This is a genomic window from Rhodococcus pyridinivorans (assembly GCF_900105195.1).
In the GTDB taxonomy this organism is placed as follows: Bacteria; Actinomycetota; Actinomycetes; order Mycobacteriales; family Mycobacteriaceae; genus Rhodococcus; species Rhodococcus pyridinivorans.
Genome location: NZ_FNRX01000002.1, coordinates 4,875,159 through 4,889,202 on the forward strand (window position 1 = coordinate 4,875,159; position 14,044 = coordinate 4,889,202).

At 69.1% G+C, this 14,044-nt stretch carries 11 protein-coding genes; 2 read left to right on the top strand and 9 right to left on the bottom strand.

What is annotated here, in order from left to right; genetic code table 11:
* Positions 1–3: 3 nt before the first annotated feature.
* The 9 genes from BLV31_RS23180 to BLV31_RS23220 all read right to left on the bottom strand — a co-directional run bounded on the left by BLV31_RS23180 (position 4) and on the right by BLV31_RS23220 (position 10,539).
* Positions 4–981: a daunorubicin resistance protein DrrA family ABC transporter ATP-binding protein gene (locus BLV31_RS23180; protein WP_033096913.1), complete on the bottom strand. Its 978-nt coding sequence runs from the start codon at positions 979–981 to the stop codon at positions 4–6.
* A 94-nt stretch (positions 982–1,075) separates the two neighbouring features.
* Complete coding sequence (locus tag BLV31_RS23185; RefSeq protein WP_174556294.1) at positions 1,076–1,912, bottom strand: mycofactocin-coupled SDR family oxidoreductase; 837 nt, start codon at positions 1,910–1,912, stop codon at positions 1,076–1,078.
* 115 nt (positions 1,913–2,027) lie between these two features.
* Complete coding sequence (locus tag BLV31_RS23190; protein ID WP_064061661.1) at positions 2,028–3,434, bottom strand: DUF2252 domain-containing protein; 1,407 nt, start codon at positions 3,432–3,434, stop codon at positions 2,028–2,030.
* A gap of 79 nt (positions 3,435–3,513) precedes the next feature.
* The gene (locus tag BLV31_RS23195; RefSeq protein ID WP_064061660.1) at positions 3,514–4,683 is read right to left on the bottom strand and encodes a lipid-transfer protein; all 1,170 of its coding nucleotides are present in this window, start codon (positions 4,681–4,683) and stop codon (positions 3,514–3,516) included.
* Positions 4,680–5,084 (bottom strand): MaoC family dehydratase, encoded by a 405-nt coding sequence (locus BLV31_RS23200; RefSeq protein ID WP_019290167.1) that lies wholly within the window; start codon positions 5,082–5,084, stop codon positions 4,680–4,682. The genes BLV31_RS23195 and BLV31_RS23200 overlap by 4 nt, the downstream gene beginning before the upstream one ends.
* Entirely contained in the window at positions 5,081–6,100 is a 1,020-nt protein-coding gene (locus tag BLV31_RS23205) for a bifunctional MaoC family dehydratase N-terminal/OB-fold nucleic acid binding domain-containing protein (protein WP_006550464.1), read from the bottom strand. Before BLV31_RS23205 ends, BLV31_RS23200 begins: the two co-directional genes overlap by 4 nt.
* 44 nt (positions 6,101–6,144) lie before the next feature.
* Positions 6,145–7,296 (bottom strand): acyl-CoA dehydrogenase family protein, encoded by a 1,152-nt coding sequence (locus tag BLV31_RS23210; RefSeq protein WP_006550465.1) that lies wholly within the window; start codon positions 7,294–7,296, stop codon positions 6,145–6,147.
* The gene (locus BLV31_RS23215; RefSeq protein WP_064061087.1) at positions 7,281–8,324 is read right to left on the bottom strand and encodes an acyl-CoA dehydrogenase family protein; all 1,044 of its coding nucleotides are present in this window, start codon (positions 8,322–8,324) and stop codon (positions 7,281–7,283) included. The genes BLV31_RS23210 and BLV31_RS23215 overlap by 16 nt, the downstream gene beginning before the upstream one ends.
* A 67-nt stretch (positions 8,325–8,391) precedes the next feature.
* A complete protein-coding gene (locus BLV31_RS23220) occupies positions 8,392–10,539 on the bottom strand; it encodes an acyl-CoA dehydrogenase family protein (protein ID WP_064061067.1) in 2,148 nt (715 codons plus the stop codon).
* An 89-nt stretch (positions 10,540–10,628) separates the two neighbouring features.
* Here BLV31_RS23220 and kstR point away from each other — a divergent pair, with 89 nt between their 5' ends.
* Both kstR and otsB read left to right on the top strand, forming a co-directional pair.
* Entirely contained in the window at positions 10,629–11,288 is a 660-nt protein-coding gene (gene kstR, locus BLV31_RS23225) for a cholesterol catabolism transcriptional regulator KstR (RefSeq protein WP_006550468.1), read from the top strand.
* A gap of 161 nt (positions 11,289–11,449) precedes the next feature.
* Positions 11,450–14,026, top strand: coding sequence for a trehalose-phosphatase (gene otsB, locus BLV31_RS23230; protein WP_064061088.1), 2,577 nt, complete (start codon positions 11,450–11,452; stop codon positions 14,024–14,026).
* Positions 14,027–14,044 lie beyond the last annotated feature (18 nt).

A 14,044-nucleotide genomic window follows, 5' to 3' on the forward strand; every position in this document is an offset into this window, starting at 1 on the left:
TGTTCACGACACCGCCTCCTCGACCTTCTCGTCCGTGCCGCGACCGGTGAGCGTGAGGAACACGTCGTCGAGGGTCGGTTTCCGCAGTGCGACGTCGGAGACCCGGATGCCCGCGGCCGACAGCTTCCCGAGCGCCATCACGAGCCCGTCGGTTCCGCCGCCCGAGTCGCCGCTGACCGGCACGGTGATGCGGCCGGTACTGCGCTCGACCCTGACCTCCCCGGACGCCACCGATTCGAGCTCGCGAACCGCGCGGTCGCGCTGATCGGTGTCGGTCACGGCGAGTTCGATGCGTTCGCCACCGACGCGGCTCTTGAGCTCGTCGGCCGTGCCGCGGGCGATGACCGTGCCCCGATCGATCACGACGATGTCGTCGGCGAGGCGTTCGGCCTCGTCCATGTACTGCGTCGTCAGCAGCAGCGTCGTGCCGCGTTGCACGAGGGTGTCGATGACGTCCCACAACCCGAGGCGGGCCCGCGGATCGAGACCCGTCGTGGGTTCGTCGAGGAACAGCACCGGAGGATCGGCGACGAGCGCACCGGCGAGGTCGAGGCGGCGTCGCATACCGCCCGAATAACCCTTGACCGGGCGATCGCCCGCTTCTTCGAGATCGAACTGTTCGAGCAACTCGCGTGCCCGGAGGCGACTGCGTTTGGCGCCGAGGTGGTACAGCCGGCCGACCATCTCGAGGTTCTCGAAGCCTGTGAGATATTCGTCGACCGCCGCGTACTGCCCCGATGCTCCGATCCTGGAGCGGAGCTTTCGCGCCTCGGTGAGGACGTCGTATCCCGCCACTTCGGCGCGACCGGCATCGGGGACGAGCAGTGTCGTCAACACCCGCACCGTGGTGGTCTTTCCGGCCCCATTGGGCCCGAGCAGCGCGGTGACCGTCCCCTCCGGCACTCGCAGATCTACCCCGTCGAGCGCTCTGAGCTGCCCGTATGTCTTGATCAGTCCTTCTGCAACTATGGCGTCGGCCATCAGTTTCTCCCCTGACTGTGGTGGTGAGCACAGTGTGCACGAAGAGACCGACACGGTTCGACGGGTTTTCTCATCGCTCCGCCGGGAGGATCGCTCAGCCCGTCACCCGGGCGGCGTTGCCGGCGTCGATCGGCAGCACGGTGCCGGAGATGTGTGCGGACGCCTCGTCGGCGAAGAACAGAACCGCACGGGTGACCTCGGCCGGGTCGAGCCACGGCACCGGTTGTGCGTGCAGGGAGGTGAACACCGGAGCGACATCGTCGGCGGTCGGATGTTCGAGGTCGGGCCGCAGCATCCCGTAGAGCGCGTCGTTGTGGATCATCGGCGTGGAGATGTTGCCCGGGGCGACGGCGTTGACGGTGATGCCGTTCTGCGCGAGGTCCAGGGCGGCGCTCTTCGTCAGGCCGATCACGCCCCACTTCGACGCCGCATACGCGGCCATGTTGGTGTTGCCCGCTCGGCCAAGCATCGACGACACCGTGACGATACGACCGTAGCCGCGTTCGATCATCCCCGGCGTGACCGCGGCGACGGTGTTGAACACCCCGGTGAGATTGGACGCGATCGCTTCGTCCCACATCTCCTGCGGCATGCGGTACACCGGTGCCGCGACCGACACCCCGGCATTGGCGACCGCGATGTCGATCCGCCCGAGTTCGGCGTGGGCACGAGCCACCAGCGCGTCCATCGCCGGACGGTCGGCGGTGTCGAGTGTCGCAGAGACGGCGCGGCGACCGGTCGCCTCGACGAGTTGCACCGTCTCCGCGAGGTCCTCCTCGGTCGCCAGCGGATATCCCACCACCGGTGAGTCGGAACACCGGTCGCAGACGACCACGTCGGCGCCTGCCTCGGCGAATGCGACGGCGTGCGAGCGTCCTTGGCCCCGCGCCGCTCCCGTCACGAATGCGACCTTGCCCTCGAAACCCATCATGACGTCCTTCCGTCGGCGCGTGATCACCTCCCTTGTACCGCGCCGAGCGAAAGGACGGATGGGTGATTCCCGGACAGCGGACATGCCCGGGGAGCAGGCACGAATCAGACGGGGATCAGAGCCCGGTCCGGGCCTTCACCCGTCCCTGTTCGATGGCGTCGTGCAGCGCCTGCAGGTCGCGTTCGTTGCGGTCCGCGTAGGCCACCGCGAACGACGAGACCGCCTCGTCGAACTCCTCGTCCGTGCCGAGATAGGCCGCCAGTGCGATCCGGTCGCCGGCCCGCGCATGGGCGAAGGCGAGGACTCGGCCGCAGAGTCGGCCGTAGAGCTTCAGGCCCTTGGGCACCATCTCCTCGATCACCGCCGAACCCTTGCCGTCGCGGAGCTGACGGATATAGAAATCCCGGTTCACCCCGTCGGCCCCGGCGCCCTGCTGCCAGCCGAGGAAGATGTCGCTCGCCGACTGCATCAGCCGCTGACCGTTGACGACCCGTTCGCCCTCGTTCCGGAAGGTCGGACCGTCGACGTAGTACGACAGCACCGAACGCTGGGCCTCCTTCGCCTGCAGGAACAACGGATCGTCGTCGTCCGCACCGCGCAGCAGGAGGATCCACGCCCGCGTGCCGACACTGCCCACTCCGACGACCTTCCGCGCGGCCTGGACCAGTTCGAACTGTTCGAGGAGGACTCGGCGGTCCCACTGTAGTGTCGCCCGGTACGAACGGACACGGCCGTACAACTCGTCGTAGATCGCCTCGGCGTCGAGGTCGGCGAAGACCTCTTCGACGGGCACGATGAGCGGCGGATCGCTGATGATCCGGCGGTGACCGTCGATGATGGTGGTCAGCTTCTCCAGTGCCTGGAGGCTGTCGCGGCGCGAGGCCTTGTCGAGCGCTTTCCGCGTGCGTTTCTCCATCTTCGCATCCAGCAGGCCACCCAACCCCGCTATCTCGGTCGTGGGATCGAGGTGGGAGTACCGCACGGCCAGATTTCCGAGTTGCGCTTGCCTACAGATCGTCTCGCGGTACTCTGCGGCACATGCCCGGGTGATCTTCCGGCGTTCCTTCGCGGTGAACCCGTTGTCGCGACCGGCGATCTCGAGGCTTGCGACCAGGCGCTTGACGTCCCATTCGAACGGCCCCGGATAGGTTTCGTCGAAGTCGTTGACGTCGAAGGCCGTTCTCCGTTCCGGAGTCGCGAACAGGCCGAAATTGCTCGCGTGGGCGTCGCCGCACAGCTGTGTGTGCAGACCACTGTCGGATGCGCGCGACAGATCGTCGGCCATCACCAGTGCAGCACCGCGGAAGAACGCGAACGCCGACGTCGCCATGCGGCCGTACCGGACCGGAACGAGCTGGGGGACGCGCGACTGCGCCTGACTCTCGAGCAGCGCGATCGGATCCCGGGACGACTCCCCGAGATCGGCCAGCGACTCGACGGGAGTGCCCCTCCGAGCGGCGAGACCGTTCTGGACCCGCTGTTCGCGAGTCGGATGCACGACATGTCCGTCCGTGGCCGACATGGGTCCTCCCACGGGGATACCACCGGAGTGTGGGCCTTCATAGTAGGCAGGCCTGCGGTCCCCTGGGAGGGAAACGGCGTCAGGACCGCGACAGCACCAGCCCTGAGGTCGGAACTCCTGTTCCTGCCGTGACCAGGACGTGGTCGACGTCGTCGACCTGGTTGACGGCCGTGCCGCGGATCTGCCGTACGCCCTCCGCGATGCCGTTCATGCCGTGGATGTAGGCCTCGCCCAGCTGACCGCCGTGCGTGTTGATCGGTAGCCGTCCGCCCACCTGGATGCCGTCGGCGACGAAGTCCTTGCCCTCACCGCGGCCGCAGAAACCGAGTTCTTCGAGCTGCATGAGCACGTACGGGGTGAAGTGGTCGTAGAGCACGGCCGTGGCGATGTCCTGCGGCCCGATGCCCGCCTGCTCCCACAACTGGTCGCCGACGATGCCCATCTCCGGCAGGCCTGTGAGCCCGTCCCGGTAGTAGCTGGTCATGATGTACTGATCGGGTCCGCTCCCCTGCGCCGCGGCCGCGATCATCGCTGGGGTCTGCTTCAGGTCCTTCGCCCGCGCGGCGCTGGTGACGACGATCGCGACGCCGCCGTCCGATTCCTGGCAGCAGTCGAGCAGGTGCAGCGGCTCGGCGATCCACCGCGAGTTCTGGTGGTCCTCGAGCGTGATCGGCTTGCCGTGGAAGAACGCCTTCGGGTTCGTGGCGGCGTGCGCCCGATCCGCGACCGCCACGGCGCCGAAGTCGGCGCTCGTCGCACCGGAGACGTGCATGTAGCGTTGCGCGACCATCGCGACGAACGAGGCCGGTGTGCTCAGCCCGTGCGGGTAGGAGAACGCGTTGTCGGTTCCCGACGAATTCACCTGTGCGGCAAGGTCAATGTTGACCTGCCCGTACCGCGCGCCGGACCGCTCGTTGAACGCCCGGTACGCGACCACCACGTCGGCCACGCCGGTCGCGACGGCCATCGCCGCCTGCTGCACCGTCGCGCACGCCGCACCGCCGCCGTAGTGGATGCGGGAGAAGAACTTCAGGTGGGGAATGCCCACCGAACGGGCCACGGCCACTTCGGTGTTGGTGTCCATCGTGAACGAGACCAGACCGTCGACGTCGGCCGGGGTCAGTCCCGCGTCGTCGAGGGCGGCGCACACCGCTTCGGCCGCGAGGCGGAGTTCGCTGCGGCCGGAGTCCTTCGAGAAGTCGGTCGCGCCGATGCCGACGATCGCCGCTGCACCCGACAGGCCGCTCATGCGGTGCCTCCGATCACGACAGTGGCTGTGGCCGTGATGTGTTTGCCCAGACTGTTGGTGCCGGTGATGTCGACGGTGACCAGTCCGTCCTCGACGGACGCGACGGTACCCGAGAGGGTCAGGGTGTCGTAGGCGTACCAGGGCACACCCAGTCTCAGCGAGATCGACTTCACCACCGCGCGGGGGCCGGCCCAGTCGGTGACGTAGCGCTGCACGAGGCCGGTGTCGGTGAGGATGTTGACGAAGATGTCCTTCGATCCGCGCTGCTGTGCCTTGTCGCGGTCGTGGTGCACGTCCTGGAAGTCGCGTGTGGCCAGGGCCGTCGACACGATGAAGGTGGGATCGGCGTGGATCTCGAGGGAGGGCAGGCTCTCGCCCGTCGTGACGGTCGGGGTGCTCACACGTCCTCCTCGAGGGGCTTCCAGGCGTACAGCGTCCACGGCTGCCCGCCGGTCTCGTCGTCGCCGGGGAAGTCGAGGAAGGTGACCTCGACCGGCATCCCGATGCGTACCTGTCCAGGGTCGACGTCGCGGAGTTCACCGAGCATCCGGACACCCTCGTCGAGTTCGACGAGCGCGACGACGAAGGGCACCTGCCGCCCCGGCACCTTGGGCGCGTGGTGGACGACGAAGCTGAACACCGTTCCGCGACCGGAGGATACGACGTAGTCGGTGGTTTCCGACTTGTCGAGCCAGAGCGCCGGGACGGGTGGGTGCTGCAGGGTGCCGTCGGGGCGTCGCTGGATGCGCAGTTCGTGGGTGGCCACGCCGTCCCAGAAGAATTGCGTGTCGCGGGAGACGGACGGGCGGAGCATCCGCGTGGGGTCGAGATCGTCGGGTACCGCGGATGTGGGCCGGTCTTCCGACGTCTCCGCGCGCTCGTCCTTCGACGGCGGTGCGAACTTCAGGATGCGGAATAGCATCTCGGCGACGACCTCGTCGCCGACCTTCCACAGGTTGCGGGTGGTGAAGAACCATCCCTCTCCGAGCCCGGTCCGCTTCGGGCCGACGACGTCCTCGAGGGTGGATTCGATCGTCACCTGCTCGCCGTGGCGCAGGTAGCGGTGGTAGATCTGGTCGCAGTTGGTGGCGACCACCGAGGTGTAGCCGGCGTCGTCGAGGATCTGCGTCATCCGGCCGAGCGGGTCGTCCTTCTCGCGTTCGGCGCCGAGGCCGCGCATCGTCCACACCTGCGCCATCGCGGGCGGGGCCACGAGACCACCGTGACCGGCTGCGATCGCCGCGGTCTCGTCGGTGTAGATCGGGTTGTCGTCGCCGATCGCCTCGAGCCAGTTGCGGATCATCGGCATGTTCACCGGATCGCGGCCGGGTCGCGGCGCGGACGGGCCGTCGCCGCGGACCTTCTCGGCCGCCTGCCGGATCTCCTCGGGGATCCTCCCCCGAGCATCTCGTGTCACCGAACCTTGTGTCACCGAATCTCGTGTCACCGAATTCTCCTGCCTCACCGCGGGACCCGCGGCATGCCCAGACCGGCGGTGGCGATCAGTTCGCGCATCACCTCGTTGACGCCACCGCCGAAGGTGATGACGACATTGCGTTTGGCCATCATGTCGAGCCAGCGGAGCAGATCGGCGGTGTCGTCGTCGGCCGGATCGCCGAAGGCACCGACGATCTCCTCGGCGAGGCGCCCGACGCGCTGGATCCGCTCGGTGGCGAACACCTTGGTCGCCGAGGCATCGGCGATGTCGACGGCGTCGTTGCTGCTCGCCGCGACCTGCCAGTTGAGCAGTTCGTTGAGTCGCCAGGTCGCGTGGATCTCGCCGAGTGCGCGTCGCACCTCGGGGCGGTCCCGGAGTTCGTGGGCGCGGACCCATTCGACGAGCCGGTCGTAGATGCCGGCGACGCGACCGGCCGGGCCGAGCATGACGCGTTCGTGGTTGAGTTGGGTGGTGATGAGCTTCCAGCCCTTGTTCTCCTCGCCGACGAGCATCTCGACGGGAACGCGTACGTCGCTGTAGTAGGTGGCGTTGACGTGGTGGGCACCGTCGCACGTGATGATCGGCGTCCAGCTGAAGCCGGGATCCTTGGTGTCGACGATGAGCACGGAGATGCCGCGGTGACGCGAGTCGGCGGGGCCGGTGCGGACGGCGAGCCAGATGTAGTCGGCGTCGTGCCCGCCGGTGGTGAAGATCTTCTGTCCGTTGACGATGTAGTGGTCGCCGTCGCGGACGGCGGTGGTGCGCAGGGCGGCGAGGTCGGTACCGGCCTCGGGTTCGGAGTAGCCGATGGCGAAGTGCACCTCGCCGGCGAGGATGGCGGGCAGGAACTTTCGCTTCTGTTCGTCGGTCCCGTAGACCTGCAGGGTCGGGCCGACGGTCTGCAGGGTGACGCTCGGCAACGGCACGTCGGCGCGGACGGCCTCGTTGGCGAAGATCTGCTGTTCCACGTCGCCGAAGCCGCGGCCGCCGAACTCGACGGGCCAGCCTACGCCGAGCCAACCGTCCTTGCCCATGCGACGCACGACCTCGCGATAGGTGGGGCCGTGCCGCTCCGTGCGCATGATCGCAGCCTCCTCGGGTGAGACGAGGCTGCTGAAGTAGCGCCGCAGTTCGGCTTGCAGTGCGCGCTGGTCGTCGGTCAGATCGATGAACACCGGGCCCCCACGAGGTCGAGTCGGTACGAGGCGCCGCCGAGCAACCGGGCGAGGTCCTTGGCGGTCGACGAGTACTTGTGCAGCGGATAGGTCTCGTCCACACCCACGCCGCCGTGCAGGTGGTGCAGCACCCGCATGGCCGGCGGCAGTTCGGCGGCGATCCAGTAGGCGGTGATGTCGAGATCGTCCGCGGCGTCGAGACCTTCGGCCAGGCGCCAGACCGACGACAGCGCCGCGACGTGCAGGGTGCGGGCGGTGACGTAGACGTCGGCGATCTGCTGTGCGACGGCCTGGAAGGTCGCGAGCGGCTTGCCGAACTGGTGCCGCTCGCTGACGTGCTTCGCCGTGAGTTCGGTTGCCCCGGAGAGCAGTCCGTCGGCGAAGGCCGCCACGGCGGCGAGCGCGATCCGGTGGAGCATCGCCACAGCGTCGGTGCCGGATTCGGCGAGCAGGACACCCACGGGGCCGTCGGCGCGCACCGAGAACTCGGGAGAGCCGGTCGAGGTGGGGCTCGAACGCAGGGTCATGCCCACGGCGTCGGGAGCCACCGCGACCACGCCTGCGTCGGTGGGCAGCAGCACCACGCGTGCCCGATCGGCGTAGGGCACGGCGACGAACGAACCGGTGACCGCGTGGCCCCCGTCGGTGGCGACCGCCGTGGCGGCCGGTTGCTCCGGGAAGGCGCGCCCCGGTTCGCCGAGCGCGGCCGTGAGCACGGCTCCTTCGGCGACGCCGGCGAGCAGGTCGTCCTGTTGCTGTTCGGAGGCGAGCGCGAGGATCGGCAGCACGCCCAGGCCGAGGGTGGCCAGGGCCGGGGTCTGCGCGGCTCCGCGTCCGATCTCGGTGAGCACGGTGGCGACCTCGCCGAGCCCGAGGCCCGACCCGCCGAGACGCTCCGGCAGAGCGAGCGAGAGCAGGTCGGCGTCGGCCAGCGCGGCCCACAACGCGTCGTCGGTGAGGCCGCGTTTCAGGAGACCGGCCGCCACACCGGCGATTTCCTCCTGTGTCTCGTCACGTGCGAAGTCCACGGTCACCCACCTTCGAATAGAACGTGTTCCAGTTGTAGCACTCCCCGGCGCCCTGCGGAAGGACCGCTCAATCGCGCGGCAGGCCCAGGAGTCGCTCGGCCGCCATGGTGAGCAGGATCTGCTCGGTTCCGCCGGCGATCGTCAGGCACCGGGTGTTGAGGAACTCCCGGGTGAGCGGACCTTCCACCCAGCCGGCCTCGCCCGCGAGATCCATGGCGAGCTCGGCGGTGTCCTGCCGCTGCCGCACACCGATGAGCTTGCGGACGCTGGACGCGGCGCCCGGATCCTGCCCTTCGAGCTGCGCGAGGGTCGCCCGCAGATCGAGGAGCGAACCGACCGTCGCCTCCCCGATCTGCGTCGCGATGCGGTCCTCGGCGACGGGATCGCCGGGGGTCGACAGTTCGAGCAGTTCCTCGATGCGCGGCCCCAGCGACGATTTGCCCCCCATTGCGACGCGTTCGTTGGCGAGGGTCGTGCGGGCCAGCTTCCAGCCGTCGCCGAGATTGCCCACCACGCAGTCGTCCGGCACGAAGACCGAATCGAGGAAGACCTCGTTGAACAACGCGTCGCCGGTGATCTCGCGCAGCGGCGAGATCGTGATGCCCGCCGACTTCATGTCGACGAGGAAGTAGGTGATGCCCTTGTGCTTGGGGACGTCGCGGTCGGTGCGGGCGAGACAGATCGCCCAGTCCGCCTGCTGTGCGAGCGAGGTCCACACCTTCTGTCCGCGCAGCACCCATCCGCCGTCGGCCTTCTCGGCACTCGTGCGCAGCGACGCGAGGTCCGAGCCGGCGCCGGGTTCGGAGAACAGCTGACACCAGACCACGTCGCCGCGCAGGGTGGGCATCACGAAACGCTCGATCTGCCCGAGTGTTCCGTGTGCGAGGACGGTCGGAATCGCCCACCAGCCGATCACGAGGTCGGGACGTTCGATGCCGGCGGCGGCGAGCTCCTCCTGAACGACGAGCTGTTCGGCGGCGCCGGCTCCGCGACCGTAGGGCGGCGGCCAGTGCGGCGCGAGCAGGCCCGACTCGGCGAGGGCGACACGGCGCTCGGATTCGGGTGCGGCGGCGATCTTCTCGACCTCCGCACGGATCCGCGCGCGTTTCTCCTCGTGATCGGACAGGTCGATACCGAGATGACGGCGCGCGCCGTCGCGGACCAGGGTCGTCAGCCGCGAGCGCCACGCGGTGGAACCGCCGAGCACCTGGCGGGTGGCGACCGCACGGCGGAGATAGAAGTGTGCGTCGTGTTCCCATGTGAACCCGATGCCGCCGAGCACCTGGATCGCGTCCTTGGCAGTCTGCACCGCGGCATCGAGTGCGATCGCTGCGGCGGCCGCCGCCGCGATCGGCAGTTCGTCGGGCTGCGCGTCGACGGTGACCGCCGCATCCCAGGCCACGGCCCGGATCTTCTCGGTGCGGCAGAGCATTTCGGCGCAGATGTGTTTGACGGCCTGGAACGAACCGATCGGTTTTCCGAACTGTTCGCGGATCTTCGCGTACTCGACGGCGGTGGTCAGCGCCCAGCCGGCGAGACCGGCCAGCTCCGCGGCGGCGAGGCCGGCGGTCAGGTCGCGCACGAAGCCGGCCGGGACGGTCGCGACCCGATCGACCGGGACCGTCGCGTCGTCGAGGCGGACGCGGGCCACCGCGCGGGAGGCGTCGATGGTCTCGAGCGGTTCGATGTGCAGACCCGGATCATCGGCCTCGACGAGCGCCCAGCTCTCGACGGCCGGATCACCTTCACCCGCGACACGGACGAGCACGGCGACCCCGGCTTCGGCACCCACGGCCGGTCCGGCCTCACCGCGCAGCAGGACTCCGTCACCCGCCGGCTCCGCGGTCACGGCCGAGTCGAGAGCGAGCGCGGTGGGGACCTCACCCTCGGCGAGCCGTTCCGTCGTCTTGGCGACGGTCTCACCGGCACGGCCGAACACGAGGGCGGCCACGACGGTGGTCAGGATCGGGCCCGGTGCGAGTTCGTAGGCGGCCTGCTCGAGCATGACGGCCAGGTCCACGGTGGTCGCGCCGAGGCCGCCCGCCTCCTCCGGGACGGCGACGCCGAAGACTCCGAGTTCTGCGAGGGAGGACCAGCCGTCGCGCCACGTCGCGTCGCTTGCGCGACGTATCGTCGACATGGCGTCTACGGCACGTGACCAGGCCTGGACAGATGCCTGAACGGCCCGCTGCTCCTCGGTCGTGGCGATACTCACAGCGGTTTCCGCCCTTCCGAATGACATCATTGCTAGAACGTGTTCTAATATGGCACCGATTCAGAGTCAAGGCGTGAGGAAACGAATCTATGGCCACCCCGTCCCGCTCCCGTGCCAACGGACACGGAACTCTGACCGCCCTCACCGAGGACGATCTCAGTTCCAATGCCCAGAAGGAACGGCGCAAGCGGATTCTCGACGCCACCCTGGCGCTCGCGTCGAAGGGTGGTTACGAGGCCGTGCAGATGCGGGCGGTGGCAGAACGCGCGGACGTCGCGGTCGGCACCCTCTACCGATACTTCCCGTCCAAGGTCCACCTGCTGGTCTCCGCCCTCGGCCGTGAATTCGCCCGCATCGAAGGCAAGGGCCGGATCCCACCCGGCCACAGCCCCCTCGAGCGCATGCACCTCATCCTGGGCCTGATCACCAAGGCCATGCAGCGCGATCCCCTGCTCACCGAGGCCATGACACGGGCGTTCATGTTCGCCGACGCTTCCGCCGCCGCCGAGGTCGACCAGGTGGGCACCCTCATGGACCGACTGTTCGCACGGGCCATGAACGACGGCGAGCCCACCGAGGAAGAACTCGCCATCGCACGCGTCATCAGCGACGTGTGGCTGTCGAATCTCGTCGCCTGGCTCACGCGCCGTTCGTCGGCCACCGATGTCGCCCGCCGGCTCGAACTGACGGTGGAGCTGCTGCTCGGCGACGGCTCGCGCGTGCCGAAGACGGTCGCGTCGGAAGCCTGACGGCGCTCGCGTCCGAAGCCCCGCGGCGCTCGCGTCCGAAGCCCCGCGGCGCTCGCGCCGGAAGCCCGACGTCCGATCCGCCGCTTCCTGTAACCGGAAACACGTGGTCGCGATACCCACCGGGTCGGATTCGTGCCCCACTCTGACCTAACGTGGAGCAGGTGAGTGCCCACGATCTTCCGATTGACCTTCGACGTGCTCTGGTGGCTGTCGCGCGGACGCCCCGCCTGCTCGTGGCGACCGACTACGACGGCACCATCTCCCCCATCGTGAGCGATCCCGAGAAGGCCTACCCGCACGACGATGCGGTGCGGGCGCTGCGGGGCCTCGCCGCTCTGCCGTCGACGGCCGCTGCCGTCATCTCGGGACGCGCTCTCAAGGATCTCGCCGCCCTGTCGCGCCTGCCGGTCGAGGTCAAACTCGTCGGCAGCCACGGCTCCGAGTTCGACATCGGATTCGTCCACGAGATCGATCCCGACGCGAGGGACCTCCTCGCCACGATCGTCGAGGGACTGCACTCGGTGGCATCCCGGTTCGACGGCGTGCAGGTGGAGGCCAAGCCCGCGAGCGCCGCGCTGCACGTGCGCAACGCCTCTCCCGCCGATGCCGAGCAGGCCCTCGATCTCGTGCGCAGCGGCCTCGCGCTCCAGCCCGGTGTGCAGGTCACCGAGGGCAAGGCAGTCATCGAGTTGTCCGTGGTGCCCACCGACAAGGGCAAGGCGCTCGACGTCATCCGCCACCAGGAAGCCGCCAGCGCGGCGGTCTTCTTCGGCGACGACGTGACCGACGAGAAGGCCTTCCGTTCGCTGCAGGGCCCGGACGTCGGGGTGAAGATCGGCGACGGCGACACCGCCGCCGAGTACCGCGTCCGCACCAGCGAAGAGGTCATCGCCGCACTCGCGTTCCTGCTCGAGGAACGTCGCACCTGGTTGTCCGGCGCCCACGTCGCGCCGATCGAACGCCTGACCATGCTCGCGAGCCCCCGCTCGAAGGCACTCGTCACCCCCGACGGCACGATCACCTGGCTGTGCCACCCCGAACCCGATTCCGCGGCGGTGTTCGCCCACCTCCTCGGCGGTGACGCAGCCGGTCACTTCACCATCGGCCCGACCCGCCAGGCACTGCCGCTCAGCCAGCGCTACGTCGACTCGACGATGACGGTGGTGACCCGGTGGGCGTCGCTCGCGGTGATCGACTACCTCCCGCACGACGTCGAGGCCGGCCGTACCGACCTCACGCGCGTGATCACCGGGCGCGCGAGCGCGGTGGTGACCTTCGCCCCGCGACCGGAGTTCGGACAGGGACAGGTCACCCTCGAGGTCGAGGACGACGGCATCCGCGTCATGGGCTTCAACGAGCCCTACGTCCTGCGCTCCCCCGGCGTGCGGTGGGACATCACCACGGACGGCGTGCACCAGACGGCCCACGCCGTGGTCGACCCCACCGAGAACGACATCATCCTCGAACTCCGCTGCGGCACCGACGATCTCGATGAGCACCCGGTGCCGGAGGTCGAGCGTCGGGCACAGTCCGAGGCCTACTGGCACACGTGGGCGTCCCAGCTCGAGCTGCCGCCGCTCAAGCCCGATCTCATGAAGCGTTCGGCGCTCACCCTGCGGGGGCTGGTCCACGGTCCGACGGGCTCGATCCTCGCCGCGGCGACCACCTCGCTCCCCGAGGAGATCGGCGGTGTCCGCAACTGGGACTACCGCTACTGCTGGCTGCGCGACGCCGCGCTCACGGCGCAGGCGCTCGTGCGGGTCGGATCCCTCGAGGAGGCCGAGAACTATCTCGACTGGGTCCACCGCGTCCTCGAGAACGTGCCGGGCCCCGAACGTCTGCACCCGCTGTACACGCTCGCCGGCGGACCGCTGCCGCCCGAGGCCGTGATCGACTCACTTCCCGGATACGCCGGTTCGCGGCCCGTGCGGGTCGGCAACGCGGCGAACCAGCAGGTGCAACTCGACGTCTTCGGCCCGATCGTCGACCTGATCGCCGACCTCGCGCACAGCCGCGAGTCGCGCGGCGTGTCCCACGACCGTGCCCTCACCGACCGGGACTGGGAGCTCGTCTGCTCGATGGTCACCGCGGTCGAACGGCGCTGGTTCGAACCGGACCACGGCATCTGGGAGATCCGCCACGCACCCCGCCACCATGTGTACTCGAAGGTCATGGGGTGGCTGACCGTCGACCGGGCACTGACGCTCGCCGAGAAGTTCGGCCGGACCGCCGGCGAGGGCTGGGCGGCGCTGCGCGACGAGATCGCCGAGGAGGTCACCGAGAAGGGCTGGAACGACGAGGTCCAGTCGTTCACCTCGGCCTACGACGGCACCGATCTCGACGCGGCCACCCTGTTCATCGGCCTCACCGGACTCGTCGACCCGCAGGACGAGCGGTTCCGGGCGACCGTGCAGGCCACCGAACGGGAGTTGCGCAGCGGCGCGACCGTCTACCGCTATCACAGCGACGACGGCCTGCCGGGCGCCGAAGGCGGCTTCCACCTGTGCGCGGCGTGGCTGGTCGCGGCCTACCTGCTGGTCGGGCAGCGCAACGACGCCGAGGCGCTGTTCGCGCAGCTGGTCGCGGCGGCCGGACCGACCGGGCTGCTCAGCGAGGAGTACGACCCCGTCGCGGAGCGTGCGCTGGGCAACCACCCGCAGGCGTACAGTCACATCGGTCTGCTGCGCTGCGCCCAGCTGCTGTCGGGCGCGAAGGCCACGGGCGACCGGCAGCACTGAGCTACGAGCGGGGCCGCT

Coding starts and splice junctions, on each gene's coding strand:
- BLV31_RS23180 (WP_033096913.1), bottom strand. CDS start 981: ATGGCCGACGCCATAGTTGCAGAAGGACTGATCAAGACATACGGGCAG.
- BLV31_RS23185 (WP_174556294.1), bottom strand. CDS start 1,912: ATGATGGGTTTCGAGGGCAAGGTCGCATTCGTGACGGGAGCGGCGCGG.
- BLV31_RS23190 (WP_064061661.1), bottom strand. CDS start 3,434: ATGTCGGCCACGGACGGACATGTCGTGCATCCGACTCGCGAACAGCGG.
- BLV31_RS23195 (WP_064061660.1), bottom strand. CDS start 4,683: ATGAGCGGCCTGTCGGGTGCAGCGGCGATCGTCGGCATCGGCGCGACC.
- kstR (WP_006550468.1), top strand. CDS start 10,629: ATGGCCACCCCGTCCCGCTCCCGTGCCAACGGACACGGAACTCTGACC.